Genomic DNA, 24,707 nt, shown 5'->3' with positions numbered 1-24,707 from the left:
TTACCAGCACTGGAAAATACCGGATGAAGAAAATCATGATCAGGAATATTGTCGGCGTGTGCGCGATCGCCCTCGCATCGATGGGCATCGCGTCGGCAGCGAGCCCGGCTGGAGAGGCGGGGCAGCGTTTCGTCGCGGACGGCCAGGCGAGCATCGGCGGGAAAGCTGTTCGTTACCGCTCCACGGTAGAGGAATTCTTCGCGCTCGACGGGGCAGGGAAGCGCGCTGCAAGCATCTATACCATCAGCTATGTCCGTTCCGATGTGCCCAAGGGCGTGCAGCGGCCGGTGCTGTTCGTGTTCAACGGTGGGCCGGGCTCGGCATCGATCTGGCTCAATATCGGTTTTGTCGGACCGAAGCGGGTGGATATTGCAGATCCGCCCGCCATGCGGACCGTTCCACCGTTTCGGACCGTAAATAACGCCGAGAGTCCGCTCGATGTCGCCGACATCGTGCTGATCGATACGCCCGGCACCGGCTTGAGCCGCATCCTGCCTGACGGGAAACCCGAGCAATTCTATGGCGTCAAGGCCGACGCGAAGGCGACGGCCGGCGTCATCGAGGACTGGTTGCGCCGGCACGGGCGCTGGAATTCTCCCAAATTCCTGCTGGCAGAGAGCTATGGCACCATCAGGGCTGCGATGGTGGCGCGTTATCTGGCCGGCGGGCCGACCGAGACCGGCGCGATGAACGGCATCACGCTGGACGGCGTCATCATGCTTGGCCAGGCCATGCGCATGACCGGCAACGACGACCTCTCCTACGTCAACGCACTGCCCACGCTGGCGGCAACGGCATGTTATTTTGGGCGGGTACCGGCGCCCTGCGATCCGAAGGTGCAGGCCGAGGCGGCGCGCAAGTTTGCCTCGACGGATTACCTGAATGCGCTTTACCAGGGTAGTGGCATCCCTGCCGCGCAGCGCAGCGCGGTCGTGCGCGAACTTTCGGCACTGACCGGACTACCTGCAAGTGCCATCGATGCACAGAATCTTCGCGTCGGCACCGGCCAGTTCGCCAAGTCGCTGCTGGCAGACAAAGGCCAGCAGCTCGGCATGTACGATGCGCGCTACACGCTGCCGCTCGCATCGAGTGGCAACGATCCGGTCGCGGACGATCCGGCCATGGGACAATATGTTCCCGCCTTCGTGGCGACATTCAACCAGTTCCTGCGCGACGATCTCGGCGTGAGTATCGATTTGCCCTACCAGGTCATCTCGTTCCGGGATGTCAATGGGCGGTGGGACTATGGATCGGGGGCTGGAATTGCGCCGAACAGCGACTTCTCGAAGGATCTGGCGGTGGCGATGCGGCGTAACCAGTCCCTGCGCCTGTTCGTCGGTACCGGGCTGTATGATCTGGCGACGACGCTGGGCGAGGCCCGCTACACCGTCGATCACGCGGGAATTCCGCTCGAAAGGACGACCTTCGCCCATTACGCGTCAGGCCATATGCCTTACCTCGGGGATGGACCGCGGCGCGCGCTGTCGGCCGATATCCGAGCTTTCGTGGCGCATGCCGACAAATCTCCGCCGCGATGAGTCGTGACGTTGGGCGCATGATGTACCCGAGCCATGATCGAATGGGGTCGTCCGCTGTGCTACATTTACGCGGTGTACTGACATGACGTCGGAGATGTCATCTTTTTCCGGTGACAGGATTGCCGGACGCGGCCCCCGTTCTTACAATACATCGACAATCTGCCGCTAATACCGAATGGGCCAATCCACTGTACTGCCGAAACCTGCCATGGCTCCAAGACGCAAACTGACACCGGAAATCATCGCTGAGCGAAAAACCGTCCTGAACAGCCTTCAGCCCATTGTCACGATGCTTGGAGGGATCGTCGGCCCCCACATCGAAGTGGTGCTGCACGACCTGACCAAGCCCGAATCGTCTGTCATCGCGATCGCCAACGGGCACGTATCCGGCCGGGTCGTCGGCGCGTCGATTCTCAACGGTCCCAAGCAGGACAAGGGATTCGTCGAAGCGAAGGAGGCCCTGACCATGCGCGGCGCGCCGGTACACTCGATCATCGAGGGCTACACCACGGTGACCGGGGATAGCCGTACCTTGAAATCAGGCACCGTGATTTTCCGTGATACGAGCGGCGAGCCGTTCCTGGCCCTGTGCCTGAACGCCGACATGTCCAATTTTGAAATGGCACATGCCTGGCTTGGCCAATATCTGCATCCCGTGCTGCCGGCGACGCAGCCGGAGCCGGAGAAACCTGAAATGGACGTGCTTATGCACGAGATTATCAGTGACGCGGTGCGCCGCTACGGCAAGCCGGTTGGGCTGATGAACAAGCGTGAGAAAACGCTCGCGGTGCAGACCATGCAGCAGCGCGGCCTGTTCATCGTGAAAGGCGGCGTCGAACGGGCGGCAGGCGCCCTGGGCGTTTCACGCTACACCATCTACAACTATCTCGAGGCCCTGCGGCAGGAAAACGCCGGCACCGCGTAGAGAACCGGTTGGCCATTTGCGTTTGTCGTGCCACACGAAGTTCACGGTGGCTGGCGACATGCGGGCCGGGGAGGGCAAGCGCAGCCTGCACTTGCCCTTTTTTTTGCGGCACGCCTTGCAGATGCAGATGTCAAGGCCTGGAGCTGGTCCCGTTTTCGGTCGATCCCGGTCCTGCCATCCGGGGGAGCGCAGCGCCAGCCCTGATGGACTGGAAACCGGCACGATGATATCTCCAACCGTATGCAACAAAAAGTGTAGCTAATACACAAAACGTTGTGTATCCTCATGTCACCAGTTTGATTTGAGGGTAAGCGCATGGGACAGGCGGTAAAGAATCAGGGGTTGCGGCGTAACCTGGATCTGTGGGCAGTCATAGCCTTGGGTCTCGGGTCGGCGATGGGCGTTTCGATCTTTTCCGCGCTCGGCGAAGCGACCCGGCTTGCCGGCACCGGTCTGCTGGTGGCAGTCGTCGTCGCGGCACTGCCGATGGGATTCATCGCCGTGGCCTATGCGTTCATGGGGACGGTGCTGCCGACTTCGGGCGCTTCCTACGAATGGCCGCGCCGGTATATCAGTCCGGCGGTCGCATTCGCCGTCTCGTGGCTGCGCATCGCCGCCAATACCGGTGCGCTCGTGATCCTGGCCCTGGTGATGACGCGTTACCTGGCGATGCTGGTGCCGGTGCCTGAAAAGCTGACGATGTTCCTGTCGTTCGTCGTGCTGGGCGTCGCCAATCTGGCTGGCATCGGCATTGCGTCGAATGTGCAGAAGTACATGATGGGCGGCTTGCTGTGCCTGTTCGCCGTGTTCTGCCTGTCTGGCCTGAGCGGTGGAGAGTGGCAGGCGGAACGCGTGACACCGTTGCTTGGGTATGGCTGGATGAGCGTGCTGGCCGCCTTGCCCCTGCTGATCAATCTCTTCTTCGGCATCGAATCGGCCACCGAGCTGGGGGACGAGATCGCCGATAGCCGCAAGACGGTGGCACGGGGGATCGTCCTGTCCATCGTCTCGGCCGTGGCTGTCTATCTGCTGGTCGCAGTCACCTGTCTCGGCCTGCTCGGCGCACCAGCGCTGGGCCTGAGCACGGCGCCGATCGTGGATGCCGCTCTCGTGGCGCTCGGACCATACGGAAAGCCACTGGTCGTTGCGGCAGCGCTGATGGCAATCCTGAAATCGATGAACGGGATCTTCATGGTATTCAGCCGGAGCCTCTACGCCATGGGGCGGACGGGCGCGTTGCCAGCGGTATTCGCGCGCGTTCATCCACGCTGGAATACGCCTCACATCGCGTGCCTGACGGTGTTCGCGCTGGCGACCGCCGGATTGCTCCTGCCGACTGAACTCACCTTCCTGTTCCTCGCCATCGGCATACCCACGCTGGTCAAATACTTCTGCATTTGCCTGTGCGCGCGGATCGCGCTGCGTGCCGATCCCGGCTTGGCTGACGGCTTCGGCTTGAGCCGGGCTGGCGTGCTGTGGTGTTCTGGCATCGGCGCCTGCATGGCGGTCGGCCTGGTTGCAGTCGGCTTCGAGACCGACTGGCGTCCTTATGCAGCGCTTGGCATTTGGGGTGCGCTTGGGGCGGCCCTGTACCTGTTCAGGCGGAGCGGGCGGCAGCCCGGCATCACGACAGCTTCCCGCTAACGCCGCAGCGCCCGGGAATAGGTCGGCGGAGAGCTTGTTCGAGGATGGTGCCAGGCATGGTATCGAGTTCGGAGCCTTGCAGCCTTGCTGGCGCCTGCAGCGTGCGCCGCCAGCGCATACTCATGACGTCAACCCGATCGAATCCGGATAATCCGACATGAACATCCTGTCAATGCCCAACGATATCCTGTGGCAGCTTTTCGACAACTTCCCCTCGATTAACAAGTTTTGAACGAATAATGTTGCTCAATAGAACTTAGCGAACTACAGTCCGGAATCTACCCCATTTGCCAGATTCCCAATGACCCGTTCCGTCCCGCCGACCGCCGCCACCGAGCCCGCAGCCACCAACGCCCATATCGTCTTCATCGACCGCGCCGTCTCCGGCCACGCCGCGCTGGCCGCAGCCCTCCCGGCAGGCACCGAGACCATCTACATCGATAGCGAACAAGACGGATTCGCCCAGCTCGCCGCCGCCCTCGAAGGCCGCTCCGGCATCGCATCGGTCGGCATCGTCAGCCACGGCGCCGCTGGCACGCTGTCGCTCGGCAGCACGCAACTGACGGTCGACACGATCGGCGGCTTCATGACGCAACTGTCGGAAATCCGTGACGCACTGGCGCCCGGCGCCGACCTGCTGCTGTACGGCTGCGACATCGCCGCATCGGACGATGGCCGCGCGCTCGTCGAGGCGCTGGCTGCGGCCACCGGCGCCGACGTCGCCGCATCGCTTGACCGCAGCAGCAATGCGGCACTGGGCGGCAACTGGGTACTGGAATACCATACCGGCGCCATCGACGCCGCCAACCTGGTGCCGCAATCCGCGCTGGCGGCGCTGGACGGTGCGTTGGACGCGGCGTCGCGGGCGTATGTCCGCATCGCGCCGGCGCCTTACCCGGAATTCGTCACCGGCACGTCATCGACGGCGCTGGTGGCTGATTTCGACGGCGACGGCGACATGGACCTGATCCGCCAGACCGGTTGGGGCGCCGCCAGCGCCGGGGTGCTATTCGTGAACGACAATGGCGTGCTGACCGAGTCGGCGACGACGATCGCCGAACTGGTCGACGCCAACCTCGCCGCCGTCAGGCTGGTCGACTTCGACGGCGACGGCGATGTCGATATCTACCTGCCCCTCCAAGGCAGCCGGGCCGACATCTATCTGGTCAACGACCGCGGCACCTTCTCCAGCGCCACCCCTCCCGTTCCCGAATACACGCTGGCGTCGAACACTACGCTGTGCCTTGTCGGCGATTTGGACGGCGACGGCGACGAGGACCTGCTGCGCCAGGATAATGGCCCGGGCAGCGCCCCGGTATTCTACGAAAACGTCGGCGGAACTTTCGTGCAATCGACCAAGGTGACGTTCCCCGCGGCGCCAGGGGCGTCGCTGGACCTCGGCAAGCTCGTCGATTTCGATGGCGACGGCCTGCTCGACTACTACCAGCCGGTGGAAAACCAGAACGGCGACACCGCCATCGTCAACGATATCTACCTGCGCAACGATGGCAGTGCCTTCACCGTGGCGCCGAACCCGGTCCCGGAATTCACCGGCGCATCCCTGGCGAACCTGTTCCTCGCCGGCGATTTCGACGGCGACGGCGACCTGGATCTGCTGGTCCAGAAGGACGGCATTGCCGCCCAGGCCCTGTTCTACGAGAACGTGGGCGGCGCGTTTGCGGCGTCGACGAAGATCACCGTCCCCTTGACGGCCAGCCTGAACCTGAGCCAGTTCCGGGCCGTCGATTTCGACGGCGACGGTGACCTCGACCTGTACGCGCAAAGGTCGAGCACCAATAACGACATCTACCTCGAGATGCCCGGCGCGGCGCCGACGCTGACCGGGTCCTCGGTCACCGACGGCGCAACGCCCGTCGCGCCCGATGCCGACATCGTGCTGCGCTTCAGCGAGCCGGTATTCGCGGGCGCCGGCAACATCTACATCCACCGCGCATCCGACGGCGCCGTCGTCGCCACCATCGCCGCGACCGGCGCCGCCGTTTCCGGCAGCGGCACCAGCGAGATCACGATCGACCCGGCCGCGAACCTGACCGAGAATGCGACCTTCTACCTGACCTTCGACACCCACGCGTTCGCCGATGCCGACGGCATGGTGTTCGGCAAGCTGGATTTCACCACCCTGGTGCGGGTCGGCCAGGACGATCCTGAGCTGGTGCGCTTCAGTACGGGCGCCGCGAATGCAGCGCCGACGCTTACCGGCATGAGCGCGCTGGCCGGCGGGATCGAGGATACCGTGAAGAGCGTTTCCTTCTCCGACCTCCGGGCCGCCGGCAACGAAAGCGACAGCGACGGCAGCGTGACCGCCTTCGTCGTCAGGGCCGTCAGCAGCGGCGTCCTGAAGATCGGCCTCGATCCCGCCAGCGCCACCGCCTGGGCGGCCGGCAGCAACGACGTCATCGATGCCACCCACCTGGCGTTCTGGACGCCCGCCGCCGATGCCAACGGCTTCGGCGCCACCGCGCTGGACGCCTTCACCGTCGTCGCGCGCGACGACGGCGGCGCCGTCTCGGCCACGCCGGTCCAGGTCAAGGTCAACGTGAGCGCCGTCAACGACCAGCCGACGCTGGCGCGCGACACCGGTCTCACCGCGATCCAGGAAGATACGGCGACGAACCCGGGCGACCGCGTCGGCGACCTGATCCTCGCGTCCGGCTATGCGGACGTGGACGCCAGCGACACCGGTCCGACCTCAGTCGTCATCAGCGCCGACGGCGCCGACCCGGTTACCGAGGGTCGCTGGGAATACTCGAGCGACGGCGGACAGCACTGGCACGAGATCGGCAGCGTCTCGCCGAGGGCCGCCCTGATGCTCGGCGCCAGCGCCCATGTGCGCTTTGTCCCGGTGGCGGGCTACGCCGGCACGCCGGGTGCATTGACGGTGTACGCGACCGACGCCAGCATGACCGGCATGTCGTCCCGGTGGAACGGCCTCACCGAAACGCGCGTGACCGTCGACACCACCACGGCCGGCGCCACGTCGCCGCAATCGACGAGTAGCGTGAACTGGACGATTGCCGTGGATGCCGTCAACGACGCACCGTTGATTTCGAACCTGGACCATGGCGATGACCAGACCTGGATCGCCGGTAGCGCGCCGATCCTGGTCGACCTCGGCGCGAACGCCGTCGTCGCCGACAGCGACAACGCCAATTTCGCCGGCGGCACGCTGTCGATGAGGATTTCCGCCGGACGCAACCCCGAAGACACGCTCGGCCTGCAAGGCGGCGCCAGCACCGCGGCCCTGTCTTCCTTCGCCCCTGGCAGCGCGATCACGATCGACGGCAAGGTCATCGGCACGGTCGCCGACTCGGCCAGGTCATACAGCGTCACCATCGACCTGAACGCCGATGCCACGCCGGCGGCCATCGCGACGCTGCTGCGCCACCTGACCTTTTCCACCACCGGTTATGACGGCACGCGCACCGTGCGCGTCAACCTGGGCGATGGCGCCGGCGGCTATTCCTCGAATGCGGACGTCGACATCTCCGTGGTATCGAGCCCGTCGCTGTCGATCTCCAGCAACCTGCAGACCGTCAAGACCGGCCAGCAGGCCACGCTGACGCTGACCTTCAGCGCCGCGCCGACCGGCTTCGAACTGGACGACCTCACGGTTGCCGGCGGCACGGTCGACAACCTGCAGGCCACCGGCGACGCCCGTGTGTACACCGCGACCTTCACCCCGAGCGCGGACACGCAGGACCTGCAGGCCGCGATCTCGATCGGCGCCGGCAAGTTCAGCGCCAACGGCAAGGAGAATATCGCCAGCGCCGCGCCCACGCTGATCACCGGCGACACGCTGGCCCCTGGCGTCTCCATCTCCGCCAGCAAGAACAGCCTCAAGGCCGGCGAGAGCGCCACCATCACCTTCACGTTCACCGAAGCGCCCGCGAACCTGGCCGGCGGCGACATCAGCTTCAGCGGCGGCAATCTCACGAACCTGCACGCGGTCTCGCAAGACAACAAGACCTGGCAAGCGACCTTCACGCCAACCGGGGGCTTGGCCAGTGTCGAGGGCTCGGTGTCCCTGGCAGCCGGCGTCTACCGCGATACCGCCGGCAATGACGGCACCGCCAGCAATGTGGTCAATATCAGCGCCGATACCGAGAAGCCCGCCGTCAACGCGGGCGCCTTCACGGTGTCCGGCGCCACCGGGGCCAACGACACCTTCCGCATCGGCGACACCATCACGGTCACCTGGACCGGCGAGGCGAACGTCGACATCGCCCTGGTCGCCTTCGATCTGCGCGACTTCGGCGGCAGCGACAGCGTGACCGCCACTTGGGTCGACGGCAAGTGGACGGCCAGCCTGCCGGTCGGCGCGAGCGGCTTCGACGACACCAATGCCTACGTCGCCGTCACCGTCGTCGACAATGCCGGCAACGATACCTGGATCGTCGTGCGCGACGACATCAGCCTCGATAGCCGGGTCCCGTTCGTGCGCGACGCCGCGATCGCGCTGTCCGGCACGCCCACCGGCGCGGACGGCAGCTACCGGATCGGCGACACCGTCACCGCCACCTGGACGCCGGGCGTCGTCACCACCGACACCGCCAGCGTGGCGATGGACTTCAGCCAGTTCGGCGGCGCCCTGGAGGTGGCGGCCACGCTGGTGGACGGCAAGTGGACGGCCAGCTACACCATCGTCGCGGCCACGCTGCCCGACGGTCCGCGCAACGTCAAGGTCACCGCGACCGATGACGTCGGCAATACCGACAGCGCCTTTGATGCCAGCAACCCGGCCATCGATGCGGCGCGCCCGACGGTGAGCGCCATCGCCATCGTCGGCACGCCGGCGCCCGATGCGAGCAGCGTGCAGTTCCTGGTGACCCTGAGCGAGGCCGTCACCGGCCTTGGCCAGGACGACTTCGTCCTGCACCTTGCCGACGGCGCGACGGCGACCATCGCATCCATTGCCGGCTCGGGCGACGCCTACACGGTCACCGTGTCCGACATCGCCGGCAACGGCAGCCTGCGCCTGGACCTGAAAGCCGGCGCCACCGGAATCGCCGACCTGGCCGGCAACGCGATCGCGGACGGGGGGTACACCGGCGGCGCGACGCACACGGCGAGCTTCAACGCCGCGCCCGCAATCGTCTCGAACCAGGGCCTCGAGCAGGCGACCGTCAAGGTGGCCGAAGGAAGGACGGCCGTCACGACCGTGCAGGCGAGCGACGCCGACCAGGACGCGCTGGTGTATTCCATCGAGGGCGGAGTCGATGCCGGCCTGTTCGCCATCGACGCCGCGACCGGTGCGCTGACGTTCAAACAGGCGCCCGTGCTGGCGACCGGCGCCAACGCCGACAACGGTTATGAGGTCAGGGTCGGCGTCTCGGACGGCAAGGGCGGCAGCGACAGCCAGCTCCTGAACGTGGTGGTCGATGAAGACATCGACGACGACGGCAGGCCCGACAGCGAGCAGGCCAATATCGGTTCGATCCAGACGGTCGGCGCCGGCAACCCGGTCGCGACGCTCGCCGTCGCCGATGGCTTCACGCTGAGCGGCCTGGGCGCCTCCGCGGCCCCGACCGCCGGCCTGCCGCGCGGCGTCAAGCTGCCGCTGGGCCAGCTCGATTTCACCATCGGGAACGTCGCGTTGGGCGGCACCGTCGAAATGGCGATCTACGTCGACGCCGGCCTGAAGATCAACGCCTATTACAAGCAGGACAATAGCGGCGCCTGGAAGAACATCGCCAAGTCCGTCACCACGGTCGGCGCCAAGACCAAGGTCACGTTCGACCTGACCGACGGCGGCCCCCTCGACAGCGACCGCGAAGTCAATGGCAGCATCAGCGATCCGGGCGGCCTGGCGATCATCACGCCGCAGATCACCAGCGATGGCGGCGCCACGGTCGCCGCCGTGCGGATGGAAGAAAACAGCGTCGCCGTGACGACCGTCGCGGCCACTGCGCTTGGCAGCGTCACGTATGCGATTGCCGGCGGCGCCGATGCCGACCTGTTCCTGATCGACGCCGCCACCGGCGCGCTGCGCTTCAAGGCGGCGCCGGACTACGAGAATCCGCGCGACGCGGGCGACGGCGCGAAGAACAATACCTATGTCGTGGAAGTCATGGCGTCCGATGCGAGCGGCAGCGAGACGCAGACGCTCACCGTGACCGTCACCGACGTGGACGAGACGTCGCCGCAGCCACCGCGGCCGACGCCGCCGGCGCCGGGATCGGCGACCGTCGACGGCGTCAAGGTCATGACGGGCACGAAGCAGAATGGCGACGGCAGCACCAGCCAGGTCATCACAATTCCCGTGGTCCAGCCGGACCGCGTCGACAGCGTGGGCGACAGCGCGGTGGCCGACATCCCGCTGGCGCAGTATCAAGGCAAGGACATCCTGGCGGTCCAGCTGCCGACCGGCTTCGGCCTTCAGGTCGAAGGCCTGGCCGCGCCCTCGACGGCCGGCCAGTCGCTGGCGGACCTGGTGCGCGAGATCGAGGCCCATACGCCGGCCGGCTCGGCCGACCGCGCCAGCCTGGTCGATGGCGGCGCCGGCTACCTCGGGGGCCTCGAGGCAGGCATGCCGCTACTGGTGCGCAGCATCACGCCGACGACCGGCGGGACGGCGGTCGGCGAGCCGCTGGTGATCATGGGCCAGCCTGCCGCGCCAGGCGGCGTGCGGACGGCGCTGGTGATCGACGGCAGCGGCCTCGCGGCCGGCACACATCTGCAACTGAAGGATATCGACTTTGCCGCCATCGTCGGCGCCGTGCACGTGAGCGGCGGCGATGGTGCGCAACAGCTGTGGGGCGACAGCGCCGACCAGGTCCTGATGCTGGGTGCCGGCGACGACACCGTGCATGGCGGCGGCGGCAACGACCATATCGACGGCGGCAGCGGCATCGATACCGTCCTGCTGACCGGTGGCGCGCGCGCCGACTACAGCCTGCGCATGAAGGACGGCATGCTGGTCGCGACCGCATTGACGGGCGCCGACGGCATCGACACCATCGTGGACGTCGAGATCATGCAGTTCGGGACGCCCGACACCTCGGCTGCCGGCACCATCGGCCGCCTCTACGAAGCGGCGCTGGGGCGCGCCGCGGATACGGCGGGCCGCGAATTCTGGGTCGGCCAGCACGCCGCCGGCATCTCGATGCAGGACATCGCCGCCGCCATCGTGGGGTCGAACGAAGCGCTGGAACAACAGCACGGCGACGCCGGCTACGTCGAGCAGCTGTACGAGAGCCTGCTGGGCCGCGCCAGCGACGCTGAAGGCGCGGCGTTCTGGGTCGGGCAGCTGGAACAGGGCGCCGTTACCCGCGCCGGCCTTGCGCTGGCGTTCGCCGACTCGGCCGAGAAACTGGCCATGCCGTCCTCGGCGCAGATGGATTTCAACCACAGCGACGTGGCGACCCTGGTGCGCATGTACGAGGCACTGTTCGACCGCGCGCCAGACGAAGGCGGCCTGAATTTCTGGATCGCGATGCACGAGTCGGGCGTGACGATGCGCGCGCTGGCCCAGGGCTTCCTGGCTTCCTCGGAGTCTGCCGCGCACTACGCGGCGCTGGACGACGCGCACTTCGTCGCCGCGCTGTACCAGACGGCGCTGGGCCACGGCCCGAGCGAGGCCGAGGCGGCGCAGTGGAGCGCGATGCTGGCCGGCGGCCAGACGACGCGCGCCGATGTGCTGCTGGGGATCGCCGATTCGGATGAGATGATCCAGCTGGTCGGCACGATCAACACCAGCATCGAGACAATCTAGGACCGGACAGCGTGCCTGAAACAGACAATCCGACATGCCTGAATGTGTTGCGATCAGGAAATTTTCGCTATGATGGCAATTCCATATCAGGGAAGCCCACATGAACGCCAACGACAAGCACGCCGTCCGCCCATTCACGATCAATGACATCCACGTCGGCGCGCGCCTCTACGAGGCGCTCGTCAAGCACGCGGCGGAGCACCCCGGCCAGCCGATCCGATACGGCGCGCTACTGGCCGCCTGCCGCGAGGTCCATTCCGACGACGCCGTCATCCTGCGTGCGGTGCCGATCGGGATCGGCATGAAACTGCTGTTCGTGAAGGCTTTCTGCGAGCGCCACGGCTATCCGAACCTGGCCTGCCTGGCGGTCAACGAGAGCGGCGAGCCGGGTCCTGCCTACAAGGGGAACTGGAAACAGGACATGCTCGACGTGGCCGCCTTCGACTGGTCGCAGGCGCCGGACAATCTCGCCATCTACGTTGCCGAAGCCACGGTCCTGGCCACGCCGCCGGTCAGGTGCAAGGCGAAGGAGCCCGAGGTGCGCGAAGCGATCTTCCAGGACTTCAAGGCCGACCGCGGCCGATATGCATCGTTCACGCTCGAGGACCGCGAAGAGATGGTCAACCTGATGATGGAATGCGTCCCGCTGGAGCAGGCCTACCAGGCCGTGATGGACGCCAAGGCGGAGCAGGGCGGACCCGGTCCGGCCTGAGTCGCCCGGCCGATCGATGTCGGCCCTGCCTGCGACATCTCTTGTCGCGCCCGCCCGTATGCTGTCGGGCGTCACCCACTCGAACGAAGGATCACCATGACCATTCCCGCCCGGCGCACCGTGATAGTGCCCGACCGACTGGCCCAGCGCACCCGGCGCCTGCATGCGGCGCGCACGCGCCAGCACGGGGTGCAGGCGATGGCGATCGGGCAGGTGGCGGCGCGTCTCGCGGGCGGGTTCGTGCGTGCCATCGATACCGACAGCCTGCGCCTGGCGGTGCAGGACGCATTGCCCGCTACCCCGCTGGGCGAACTCGATGCGATCAAGTCGCTTGCCGGCATGGTGGGCGCGGCCACCCGCGCCCTGGAGCGCGCCTGGCTGGCCGGGATCGACCTGCAGGCGCGCGCGTCGACCCACCCGCGGCTGGCCGCGCTGGCGGCGCTGGAACTGGCGGTGCTGGCGCGCCTGCCGGGGATGCTGACGCCGGCCGCCATCGCCGCCACCGCCCTCGAGCGGATCGCGCACGCGCCGCGGGTACTGGGCAGCGTCGACGTGGATGGCGTGGCCGACCTGGCGCCGTGCTGGCGCCCCTTGCTGCTGGCGCTGGCCGAACGGGTCCCGCTGCGCTGGCTGGCCGGCGCGCGCGCCGTGCCGGCCTGGGTGGATGGCGGGCCGGTCGAGGTGGTGCGCGGCACGCCCGCGGCCCCCGACATCACGGTGGTCAGCGCCGCCACCCCGGCCCACGAGGCGCTCGAGGCCATGCGCTGGATGCGCCGCCTGCTCGCTTCCGGTGAGGCGCGCGCCGACCAGATCGCGCTCGCGTCGAGCGATCCGGCCAGTTTCGACGCCCACCTGCTGGCGCTGCGCGACGACGCCGGCATTGACCTGCACTTCGTGCATGGCGTGCCGGTCGCCGCCAGCCGCGACGGCCAGGCGGCGTGCGCGCTGGCCGACATCCTGGTGCGTGGGCTGTCGCAGCTGCGCCTGCGGCGCCTGGTGCGGCTGTGCAGCCCCGATGCGCCCCTGCTGGACGATCTGCCGGAGGGCTGGCTGCGGGCGCTGCCGGCGGATGCCGCGCTGGCGTCTTCTGCATCCTGGGAACGCCTGCTGGCGCGCCTGACGGCCGCCGACTGGCCCGATGCGTTCGACCACACGCCGGCGCTGGCCACGCTGGTCAACCTGCTGCAGCAGGGGCCGGACGCCGCCCAGGCAGCCGGCGAGCGACTGCTGGGTGGACGGGCGCTGGCGATCTGGCGCCGCGCGCTGGCCGCGGGGCCGGCCGCGTCGCTGCTGGCCACGCTCGAGAACATGAAGCAGGACGACGGCCTCGATCCCTGCGCCAGCGTGGCCTGGATGCCGGCGGCGGCGCTGGCGGGCACGCCGCGCCGCTTCGTCTACCTGCTCGGCCTGAATGCGGGCCAGTGGCCGCGCGCGCGCCTCGAAGACGCGCTGCTGCCCGACCACGTGGTGCCCGCCGCCGAACTGGATCCGGTGTCGCAGGCGCAGCAGGATGCCGCCGATTTCGCGGCGATCCTGGGCGGCTGCAATGGCCAGGCGGTGCTGTCCTGCGCGCGCCGCAATGGCGATGGCCGCAGCCTGGGCCGCAGCCCTTTGCTGGCCGGGATGCCCGCGCCGGCGCCCGTGCGCCGCAACGCCGTCCCGGCCCATGCGATGAGCGAAGTCGACCGCCTGGCGGCGCGGCCCGCGGAGTTCCGCGATTCGGCGCGCGCCCTGGCGGCGCACGGCTGCTGGCGCGCCTGGCAGGCCGACGCCGTCACGCCGCACGATGGCGCCGTGCGGCCGGATCACCCGCGCCTGCAGGCGATCGCCGCGCGCGTCCACTCGGCCACCTCGCTCCAGCTCCTGCTGCGCAATCCCATAGGCTATGTGTGGGAATATGGCCTCGGCTGGAAGGCGCCCGAGTTGCAGGAAGAATCCTTGACGCTCGACGCCGCCGCCAGCGGCAACCTGGTGCACGGGATCCTCGACCGCGCCTTGCGGCTGCTGGCCGACGCCGGCGGCCTGGCGCGCGCCAATGGCGCGGCGATCGACGCCGCGGTGGCCGCGGCCGGTGCCCAGGTCGGGGCAGAGTGGGGCGAGCGCGGCCAGCTGCCGCCGGCCGTCATCTGGCGCCGCACGCTGGACGAAGCGCGCACGCTGGCCGTGGCGGCGCTGCGCTTCGGCCAGGACGGCGTCGACGGCATGTATTCGTTCGGCGAAGTGGCCTTCGGTGGCGCCGCCCCCAGGCCGGACGCGCAGTTGCCCTGGGAACCGGCGACGCCGGTCGCCATTCCCGGCACCGCGCTGCGCATCAAGGGCTATATCGACCGGCTCGACGTGTCGGCCGACGGCCGGCGCGCGCAGGTGCGCGACTACAAGACCGGCAAGCCGGTCGCCGCCGAGGTCGTGATCGGCGGCGGCGCCGAGCTGCAGCGCTGCCTGTACGCGTTCGCCGTCAAGGCGATGCTGGGCAGCGAGGTGAGCGTGCGCAGCGCCTTGCTGTATCCGCGCGACGGCATCGAGCGCGAGCTCGCCGAGCCCGACACCGTGATGGAGGAACTGACCGGGCACCTGGCCACGGCCCATGCCAGCCTCCTGGCCGGCAACTGCCTGCCTGGGCCCGATACCGGCGGCAAGTACGACAAATTCCTGTTCCTGTTGCCGGCCAATGCGCCGGCCACCTATTGCAAGCGCAAGGCGGCCCCGGTCAAGGCCGTCCTGGGTGCTGCCGCCACCGTCTGGGAGTCCAAATAATGCAAGCCACGCCTATCGCATTGCGGGACGATGCCGCCCGCGCCATGGCGCTGTCCGCGCTGGATCGTTCCTTCCTGGTCGAAGCCGGCGCCGGCTCGGGCAAGACGGCCGTGATGGCCGGGCGGGTGGCGATGCTGCTGGCCGGTGGCGCGGCCCCGGCCAGCATCGCCGCCGTCACCTTCACCGAACTGGCGGCCGGCGAACTGCTGCAGCGGGTAAGGGCCTTCGTCGACGCCCTCGTGGCCGGCCAGGTGCCGCCCGAGATGGCGGTGGCGCTGCCGCATGGCCTGGGCGAAGACCAGCGCCGGCATCTTGCAGCGGCGGCAAGCACGATCGACCAGCTCACCTGCTCGACGATCCACGGCTTTTGCCAGCGCCTGATCATGCCGTATCCGGTCGAAGCCGATATCGATCCGGGCGCCGCGGTCATCGACAGCGACCATGCCAACCAGGTGCTCGATGAACTGGGCGACCAATGGCTGTGGTCCGAACTCGACGCCGCCGGCGACAGCCTGCTGGCGCAACTGGTCGCGCGCGATCCGGTGGCCGGCATCGCCCTGGTGCGCGCCATCGCGGCGCAGGTGGGCAGCCAGCGCGGCCTGGTCGTGGCCCCGGCCGAGCCGCTCGCGCCGCTGGTGGACGCTTTCATCGCATGCTGCGCCGCGCTCGACGACTTCGTCGCGCAGTGTGGGGTGCACGAAGAAGAAACCGCGCGCCGCGCCGCCTGCTTCACGGGCATGGCGCGCCAGCTGGAGGTTCTGACCGGGCTTGCCGCTCTGCAGGGCGTGCGACCGGATCCCGAACTGTGCACTGCTGGCGGCGGCTTCCTGGCCTTCCAGGCCAAGGGCAAGTGGAGGGAAGCCGCCAGGCTTGCGGGCCTCCAGGCCGCGGACGGCGTGCCGCTGTTCGACACGGCCGGGCAATTGATAAAAGCATGCCAGCAAGCCTGGACCCTGCTCGAACAGGAAGTGGCGGCCGCCGTCCTGGCCGAACTGGTCGCGGCGGTGCGGCCATTGACCGAGCGTTTCGCGCGCTACAAGCGCGAGGCGGCGCTGCTCGATTTCGATGACCTGATCCACGCCGCGCGCGACCTGCTGCGCGACCACGACGAAGTGCGCGCCGCGCTGGGACAGCGCTACCGCCATGTGCTGGTCGACGAATTCCAGGACACCGATCCGCTGCAGTCCGAGATCTTCTGGCGGCTGTGCGGCGACGCTGGCCCGGGTGTGGCCGGCGACGACTGGCGCGGCTTCACGATCCGCCCCGGCGCGCTGTTCCTGGTCGGCGACCCGAAACAGGCGATCTACCGCTTCCGCGGCGCCGACATCGCCGCCTTCAATGCCGCACGCGGCGCGTTCGCGGCGCGCGGCGACGTGCTGTCGATCGCCACCAATTTCCGTTCCTGCGCGCCGATCCTCGATTTCGTCAACCGACGTTTCGAGGCGCGTCTGGCGGCCGACGGCCAGCCCGGTTTCACCCGGCTCGACGCCTTCCATGCGCCCGTGGCCGACCAGGTTTGCGTCGCCGCGCTGGACGTCGCGGCGGCGAGCGCCGACGGCAAGGTCTCGGCCGAGGGGCAGCGCGATGCCGAGGCCGAGGCGGTCGCGGACATGTGCGCCGCGATGATCGGCAAGCTGGTGCTGCCGGGCCGCCACGGCGCAACCGGCCGGACCTGCCGCGCCGGCGACATCGCCCTGCTGGCGCCAACCGGCGGCGAGTTGTGGCGCTACGAGGAAGCGCTGGAACTGCGGGGCATCGCGGTGGCGACCCAGGCCGGCAAAGGTTTCTACCGGCGCCAGGAAGTGCAGGACCTGATCGCCCTGTGCCGGGTGCTGGCCGACGGCCGCGACACCATCGCGCTGGGGGCGCTGCTGCGCGGGCCGCTGGTGGGCCTGAGCGAGGAAGCGCTGCTCGACATCGTGTGCGCGCTGCCGCCCGACCCTGCGCAGCCGGATGGGATGCCCAGGCTGGGCCTGCACGTCGACGCGGCGCACATCGCCAACGAGACGGCGCGCACCGCGCTGGCCAGCCTGCAGGCGCTGCGGCGGCGGGCGCATGCCACCACGCCGCATCTGCTGCTGGCGGCCGCGGTCGAGGCGTTCCAGGTACGGCCGATCCTGATGCAGCGCCACCATGGCCGCGCCGAACGCGCACTGGCCAACGTCGACAAATTCCTGGGGCTGAGCCAGGGCTATGCGGCGCAGGGACTGGCGGCCTTCGCCGCCGCCATGACCCGCGCCTGGACCGATGCGGCGCGCGCACCCGAAGGCCAACCTGATGCGCAGGACGATGCGGTCACCCTGTACACGATGCATGCGGCGAAAGGGCTGGAGTGGCCGGTGGTCGTGCCGATCAACACGATGACGAAGACGGTGGCTGCGGATTCGGTGTTCTGCGAGCGCAGCCGGCAACGCCTGTGCTGCCCGGTGTTCGGCGTCAAGCCGGCCGGCTACGTCGCGGCGCACGAGCATGAGGCGGCCGAACTCGGGCATGAGCGGATCCGCCTGTGGTACGTCGCCGCCACCCGCGCCCGCGAACTGCTTGTGCTGCCGCGCCTCGACGTGGCGCCGGCGGGTGCTGCCTGGATGGCCTTGCTCGACCTTGGCCTGGCCGATTTGCCGGCCCTGGAGCTGGACGAGGCAGGCGCGTCGGGCTCGGGTCCAGTCGCGGCCCAGGCCGCGAATACGCAGACCAGGGACCAGTTCGTGGCCGAAGCGGCCGCGATCGCCGTCGCGGCGCCGGTCCTGCGCTGGTGCGCCCCGAGCCGCGCCGAAGGCGACAGCCATGCCAGCGCGACCCTGGTCGAAGAAACGGCCGAGGCCCGCATCGAGGCCGCGGACGAGGCGCCGGAAGTCGCTCCGCAGGCGACGGTCCAGGGCGGACGCGAGCGTGGGCTGGTGATGCACAAGCTGTTCGAGGAAGTCCTGACCGGAGAGACGGACGAGACGCCCGCCGCCCTGCAGGCACGGGCGGCCACGCTGATCGCGCAGCTGTGCGGACCGGCCTCCGGCGACCCGCGCGCACCGATGGCCGGCGATATCGCCGGCTGTGTCGAGCGCACCTTGTGCCTGCCCGAGATCGCCGCGCTGCGTCCCGGCCTGGCGCCGGAATTCAGCGTGCATGGGGCGCTGGCGTCACAAGCGGAGGAAGTGGTCACCGCGGGAATCGCCGATGCCATCGCCTTCGGCGGCGATGGACAGCCGGAGGTCGTGGTCGACTGGAAGAGCGACGTTGCACCGACCGAGGCCACCTTGCTGCACTACCGGGCGCAGGTCGGCAACTACCTGGCGCTGACCGGGGCGCCGCGCGGCCTGATCGTGCTGGCCACATCGGGCCGGATCATCGAAGTGCGTCCTTGAGCCATGGCGGAGGTTGACCCGGCCTGGGAAGTGCTGGCGCGCTGCGCCGGATGGGAGTGGCATCGTTTCGCCACCGGTCCGCTGTCAGGCTTGCTGGTGCACACAGTTGCCGATCCGGCCGAACTCCTGCGCGGCGGCGAGACGGTCGCCGTCCGCGCCAGCGCGCGATTGCTGTTGCGCGACGGCGCGATCTTCGGCGTAGTGGGACGCGCGCCGGGATCACGCCTGATCGAGGCGCTGCAGTGCGCCGGCGCGGCGCTGGCAGGGCAGCCGTATGACGAAGCGGCCTTCCTTGCGCTGGATGCCGTCGTGGCCGCGGCGCTGCGCGCGGCGGGCTTCGACGGCGTCCATCTCTCCCTGGAGCACAACGCAGCCCTGCTGCCGCGGCCGCAGGCGCAGCCCGGGCAGCTCGCCGCGCTGGCGTTGCGGGCGGCGCCTGTGGCGGCTTGCCCCGCGCCCTGGCTCGAACGCCTGCGCCAGGCCTGCGGCTTCGACGATCCGGCGCCGCTGGCCTATGTCGCGGCGCTCGACACCCACGTGCTGGCCTACCGCGCCGGCGAGCGGCAGGTGCATGGGATCGTGCTCGACCGCCTGGCGGTGGTCAACTTCATCGGCGCGCAGGATGGCGACGCACACGCGCGCAACCGCGCGCAGGCGCTGCGGGCCTTGCCCTGGCTGCTGCCGTTGTTGACCGCGCATGGTGGCGAGAACGCCTGGGAGGGTGCCCGGTATATCAATCAGGCGATCGATGCGGGCCGACCCTTGCATGCGGCGGTCGCACAGGCCTTTGGCGTGCCGCGCGAGACGGTGCGCTGGCTGGGGCGGCGCGCTCTGCCCGACGGTTGGCGTCTCGATGCCGGCCGCCTGCAGCGCTTGCTGGCCCTGCTGGCCTGGCTGGCGCCGGAGCGCCGCCCGCGCGACCCGGCGCAGTTCGAGGGATTGACGGCGCTCGGCAGCACCCTAGCTGCGCCGTTCTCCTATCGCCGCGTTGCCGGCGAGGGGGCGGCCTTGGCGCGCATCGAGACGCCCATGCGGTCCTGGCTGGCGCACGTCACGCGGGTTGGACTGGACAGTGTGGACTTCGCGCAGCGTGCACTCGAACTGGCCGATGCCAGGGATTTCCTGCGTGCGCTGTTCGAAGCGGTGCACGCCGACGCTGGCCTGGACGACGATGCGGCCGACGCCCGCGTGCTGCGCTGGTGCGCCGGGATCGGCGCGGCGCGGCTGCTGGCCTTGTCACGCGCCTGGCATGCGACCGTGGCCGATGCGCAAGAGCAGGATGAGAAGAATGCGCCGTCGCGCTGGCCGCCGGTCCTGGCCACCCCGTGGCAGGGGGAGGGAAGGACCGTCGTCGAACTGGCCAGCGCGGAACAATTACGGACCGAAGGCCGCAAGATGGGCCATTGCGTGGGCAACTACGAAGTTGCCTGTCGCAGCGGTAACAGCGTCATCGTGTCGCTGCGCGGCGACTCCGGCCTGCCACTGTCGACCGCCGAACTGCACCTGGTCGATGGCGTTCCCGGCATCGTCGCGGGCCAGCACCGGGCCGCGCGCAACGGGGCGCCCGGCGCCGATTGCGAGCGGGCGCTCGGGGCGCTGGTGCGCCACCTGAACCACGCCGACGGACGCCTGGTCGCGCGGCGCCGTGCGTTCCAGCGCCGGCAGCAGGCATGGCGCGTCGCTGCGGCGGGCGCCGCGGCGGACGACGGGCCGACCTTCGGCAGCGCGGCGCGGCAGGCGGCGCGCCGGCTGGCCGGCCTCGATGCCCGGTAACCAATCACATTCAACCAACCAGGATCACCCATGCTGGATAATTATCTCAATGGCAGTGCCAAGACCCTCTTCGAGCGATTCCCGGACGACGACGACCGGACCTGGGCGGCTATGGCGATCGCGGTGCTCAAAGCCCGTTACCCCATGGCCGATCACTATACGGCGGGTGGCGAGGAGTTCGGCTTCATCGACATCCGGATCGGCAGGAAGACCGAGGGTGTCACGCGCGGCCAGCCCGTGTTCCTCATCCGCCAGCATCGCAGGAACGGCCCGGTATCGTTGCTGGCCAGCCGCCTGGTGCTCACGTCGGGCGCCAGGGCGGTGCTCGAGCGGCACGACGCGCCGACCCAGGCCCGGGTCGAGGACTGGCTGGATGCGCTCGGGCTGAATGACGATGGCCGAAAACGGCTGCGGGGAAGCGGGCGCAGTCCGGTCGACTATACGCTCAACGACCGCGGCGACCCAAGCGAGGACCCGGACGCGACGCAGCCGGCGCAAGCACAATCGACAGCGGAGCAGGGACAGGCCCTCAACCGGATCCTGTACGGCCCTCCCGGCACCGGCAAGACCTACCGGACCACGCGCGAGGCCTTGAGCATCATCGAAGGCACGCCGACCCCGGCTGGCGACCACGCGGACCACAGGAAGCGCTTCGACGCGCTGCGCAATGCGGGGCGGATCGCCTTCGTTACCTTCCACCAGAGCTTCAGCTACGAAGACTTCATCGAGGGCATCCGCGCCGAGGCGGTGGGCGGCCAGCTGAGCTACAAGGTGCGCGACGGTATCTTCAAGCGCATGGCCATCACCGCCATGTACCGCCAGCCGGTGCGGCCGGCGGCGGGCCGCGCGCCGGAGTTCGACGACGTCCACGAAGCCTTCATCGCCGAGGTGGAGGCCGGCCTGCCCTACGAGGTGATGAGTTCCACCGGCAGCCATCTGGCCATCGCTGGCGTCAACGACAACGGCACCTTCCTGGTGACGCATGCCAACCGGACCCTGCGCCATGGTGTCAGCCGCAAGCGCCTGAAAGCGCTGTATGAAGCCTATCCGGACCGGGCGGCGCTGGGGAAGAAGAGCGCCGTCAATGCGATCAGCAGCGTTATCGGCAGCAGCAATGCCACCGTGTACTGGGCGGTGCTAGACCGCCTGCTGGAGTTCAAGGAACGGGTGCAGGCCGGCCTCGAAGACGAGCATGGCGAGGTGGACGTGGCCGACGAGCCGCCCGAGTACGAGCAGATCAAGCGCCGGGTGCTGGGCGGCGAGGACCTGGCGCCGAACGGCAAGCCGTATGTCCTGATCATCGATGAAATCAACCGCGGTAATATGTCGCGCATCTTCGGCGAGCTGATCACGCTGATCGAGACCAGCAAGCGGGCCGGCGGCAACGAGCGGGCCGAGGTGCAGCTGCCGTATTCGAACGAGCGCTTCAGCGTGCCCGACAACCTGTACGTGATCGGCACCATGAACACGGCCGATCGCTCGCTCGCGGTGGTGGATACGGCCCTGCGCCGCCGTTTCGACTTCATCGAGATGATGCCGGACCTCGAGGCGCTGAAGCACAAGAAGGTCGAGGGCGTCGATATCGCGCGCATGCTCGGCGCAATCAACCTGCGCATCGAACACCTGTACGACCGCGAGCATACGATCGGCCACTCGTTCTTCATCCACCTGGAGCCGCAGGCCCGGATCGCCGACCTTGCCCGCATTTTCCGCAACAACGTCCTGCCGCTGCTCGAGGAGTATTTTTACGAGGACTGGGAAAAGATCGACAAGGTCCTCGGCAACGCCGGCATCTACCAGGCCCGGTCGTCCGACAAGCTCGGGTTTGCCCAAAAAACGACCATCTGGCGCCGCAACGAGGGCAAGCTGCTGCTGGCCGAGACCTACCGCCAAATCTACACCGCGGGCGAGGCGGCGCCGGACACCCCGGCGCCGGACAGCGATGGCTGAGCTCTGCCTGCGTGAGTTCGGGCTCCTGGTGCAGGGGGAGCACGCTACCGGCTCGACCGACGTGCGCGGCGTCGCCAGTCCCGCGGCCTGGGAGTTCTTTGAGAGCCTGGCGTTTTCGGACGACCGCGACGACCGCTTCATCGACGTCGCGCGCTTCGCGGGCAAGAAGGCGCTGCGGGTCAGGAATTTCGTCGGGGTGATCAGCGCGCCGGACGGCACGCAAGTCGAGATCCTGCCGAAGATCTCGGATGAAGAGCCGGATATCGCGGGCACCCGCGACCTGCTGTGGCGGATGCTCGGCGCGGTCCGGGACTTGCCTTTCCTGGAGACGACCGAGGCCCGCCTGCGATTGCGCGAGGGCTCGCTGGTCGAGGCCCTGGTTGCGGTCTTTCTGGAGCATGCCGCCAACGTGGTGCGCCGTGGCATCCGCCGCGATTATGAACGCATCGAGGCGGAAGAGCGTTTTTTGCGCGGCCGCCTGGACGTCGCCCGCCAGATGCTGGCGCCGCCCGGGCGCCAGCACCTGTTCCAGATCGAGTACGACATCTTTTCTGAAAACCGCGCCGAGAACCGCCTGCTGCACTCGGCCCTCGACAAGGTCGCCCGCACCAGCAAGTCGGCGCGCAACCAGCGCCTGGCGCGCGAGCTGCGTCATGGACTCGACATGGTGCCGCCATCGCTCGATCATGCGCGCGATTTCGGCCAGTGGCGCGGCGGCAGGGAGATGGTCCATTATCAACCGCTGCTGCCCTGGCTGCGACTGATCCTCAACCAGGAATGTCCGCATGCGCTCAAGGACGACCACGCCGGCATCTCCTTCCTGTTCCCCATGGAGAAGCTGTTCGAGAAATACGTCGAAGCGACGCTGCGACGGCGCCTGGCGTCGCGCGGGATCGTGGTGCAAGGCCAGGCGCGATCGCACTACCTGGCCCAGGCACCGAAGGCCTTCCAGCTCAAGCCGGACATCGTGCTGTGGAAAGACCGGATCGGCATTGGCGTCGTCGACGCCAAGTGGAAGCTGATCGACCAGCACACCAGGTACGACAATGGCGATGAAGATCCCAAGGCCGGCATCAAGCAGTCGGATATCTACCAGATGTTCGCGTACGGGCACAAATACATGGGTGGAACCGGCAGCCTGACGCTCATCTATCCGCGCTGGCGCCGGTTTACGGAGCCGCTGGCGTTCGACCTGGGTGGCGGGCTGTGGCTCGATGTCGTACCGTTCGACCTCGCCACGGATGCCTGCCCCCTGATCGACCTCAAGGCTGCGCCGCCGCCCGCGCCTGGGCCAGCCAGCCGTCGAACACCTGGCGGTGGGCCTTGATCCAGCCCGCCGTATGACGCGCGATGTCGGCCTGCGAGTTCTGGCCGCTGCGCACGCGCTCGTTCTGCGCATTGATGTCGGCGATCGGCAGCCGCATCACCTCGAACAGCTTGACGGCCGCCGGGTTCTTCTCGGCCCAGGCGCGGTTGACGACGAAGCGCGTGGTGTTGACCGAGAACCCGTAGTCGCTGCCGTCGGCCAGGCGGGTATTGTCCTTGCGCGGATTCGACGAGAACGGCACCTGAAGCCACACGACGTCCTTGCCCGGCACCAGCACGCTGCTGACCCAGTACGGGGTCCAGGTGTAGTACAGGATCGGTTCGCCGCGCTGGTAGCGGCCGATGGTGTCGGCGATCAGCGCCGAATAGCTGCCCTGCACATGGGTGACCGTGGCGCGCAGCTTGTAGCCGTCCATATGGTGCTCGATCATCGCTTCGCAGCCCCAGCCCGGATCGCAGCCGGTCAGGTCGGCCTTGCCGTCGCCGTCATGGTCGAACAGCCTGGCAATCGCCGGATCGCGCAACTGGTCGATATTGGTGATGTCGTACTTCTCGGCGGTGGCCTTGTCGACCAGGTAGCCTTGCGCGGCCGGGCCGGCATACTGGCCGGTGCGCAGCAGCCGGGCGTCGCCGCCGGCATTGTCGTAATACTCGTGGTGCAGTGGGTCCCAGTGCACCGCAAGGAAGGTGGCGTCGCCGTTGCCGATGGCGATGTGCGCGGTCGGGTAGGCGACTTCCTTGATCGGCTGCGCCTCGTAGCCCAGTTCTTCCAGCGCGCGGTTGACCAGCATGGTCTGGAAGGTCTCTTCCGCCAGCGGGCCTTGCAGCGCCTGGACCTGGATGCCCTTGCCGGGCAGCGCGGCGTCTGGCGCCTGGGCCATGGCCAGTCCGGTGCTCAACGTGAGCGCGGCCAGCAGCAGGGCCGACAGGCGGCGGAAGCTGCGCCGGGTGCGATACGTGGTCTTGAAATGTTCGGTCTGGTGCATCGGTTTCC

At 68.3% G+C, this 24,707-nt stretch carries 11 protein-coding genes; 10 read left to right on the top strand and 1 reads right to left on the bottom strand.

All coding sequences use genetic code 11. From position 1 onward, the window contains the following. Positions 1–23 precede the first annotated feature (23 nt). The 10 genes from Q9246_RS20310 (at position 24) to Q9246_RS20265 (ending at position 23,714) form a co-directional block, all read left to right on the top strand. Positions 24–1,538, top strand: a complete 1,515-nt coding sequence (locus tag Q9246_RS20310; RefSeq protein WP_306392542.1) for a S10 family peptidase — start codon at positions 24–26, stop codon at positions 1,536–1,538. Positions 1,539–1,746: 208 nt separating this feature from the next. Next, positions 1,747–2,463, top strand: a complete 717-nt coding sequence (locus Q9246_RS20305) for a helix-turn-helix transcriptional regulator (RefSeq protein ID WP_306392541.1) — start codon at positions 1,747–1,749, stop codon at positions 2,461–2,463. A 315-nt stretch (positions 2,464–2,778) separates the two neighbouring features. Further along, on the top strand, positions 2,779–4,107 hold the full coding sequence (locus Q9246_RS20300; protein WP_306392539.1) for an APC family permease: 1,329 nt from the start codon (positions 2,779–2,781) through the stop codon (positions 4,105–4,107). 301 nt (positions 4,108–4,408) lie between these two features. Beyond that, positions 4,409–11,839: a DUF4347 domain-containing protein gene (locus tag Q9246_RS20295; protein WP_306392538.1), complete on the top strand. Its 7,431-nt coding sequence runs from the start codon at positions 4,409–4,411 to the stop codon at positions 11,837–11,839. 100 nt (positions 11,840–11,939) lie between these two features. Next, positions 11,940–12,551: a hypothetical protein gene (locus tag Q9246_RS20290; protein WP_306392536.1), complete on the top strand. Its 612-nt coding sequence runs from the start codon at positions 11,940–11,942 to the stop codon at positions 12,549–12,551. Between the two features lie 96 nt (positions 12,552–12,647). Then, the gene (locus Q9246_RS20285; RefSeq protein WP_306392534.1) at positions 12,648–15,305 is read left to right on the top strand and encodes a PD-(D/E)XK nuclease family protein; all 2,658 of its coding nucleotides are present in this window, start codon (positions 12,648–12,650) and stop codon (positions 15,303–15,305) included. After that, positions 15,305–18,664, top strand: coding sequence for a UvrD-helicase domain-containing protein (locus Q9246_RS20280; protein ID WP_306392533.1), 3,360 nt, complete (start codon positions 15,305–15,307; stop codon positions 18,662–18,664). Before Q9246_RS20285 ends, Q9246_RS20280 begins: the two co-directional genes overlap by 1 nt. Before the next feature lie 3 nt (positions 18,665–18,667). After that, entirely contained in the window at positions 18,668–20,437 is a 1,770-nt protein-coding gene (locus Q9246_RS20275; RefSeq protein WP_306392531.1) for a PcfJ domain-containing protein, read from the top strand. A 30-nt stretch (positions 20,438–20,467) separates the two neighbouring features. After that, positions 20,468–22,387, top strand: coding sequence for an McrB family protein (locus Q9246_RS20270; RefSeq protein WP_306392529.1), 1,920 nt, complete (start codon positions 20,468–20,470; stop codon positions 22,385–22,387). Further along, positions 22,380–23,714, top strand: coding sequence for an McrC family protein (locus Q9246_RS20265; protein WP_306392528.1), 1,335 nt, complete (start codon positions 22,380–22,382; stop codon positions 23,712–23,714). Before Q9246_RS20270 ends, Q9246_RS20265 begins: the two co-directional genes overlap by 8 nt. Here Q9246_RS20265 and proX read toward each other — a convergent pair. Next, on the bottom strand, positions 23,650–24,699 hold the full coding sequence (proX, locus tag Q9246_RS20260; RefSeq protein WP_306392527.1) for a glycine betaine/L-proline ABC transporter substrate-binding protein ProX: 1,050 nt from the start codon (positions 24,697–24,699) through the stop codon (positions 23,650–23,652). The two genes, Q9246_RS20265 and proX, sit on opposite strands and share 65 nt — an antisense overlap. Positions 24,700–24,707: the final 8 nt, after the last annotated feature.

Origin of the sequence: Telluria beijingensis (assembly GCF_030770395.1) — a bacterium.
GTDB lineage: Bacteria > Pseudomonadota > Gammaproteobacteria > Burkholderiales > Burkholderiaceae_D > Telluria > Telluria beijingensis.
This window is presented reverse-complemented; position numbering and strand designations above follow the sequence as displayed.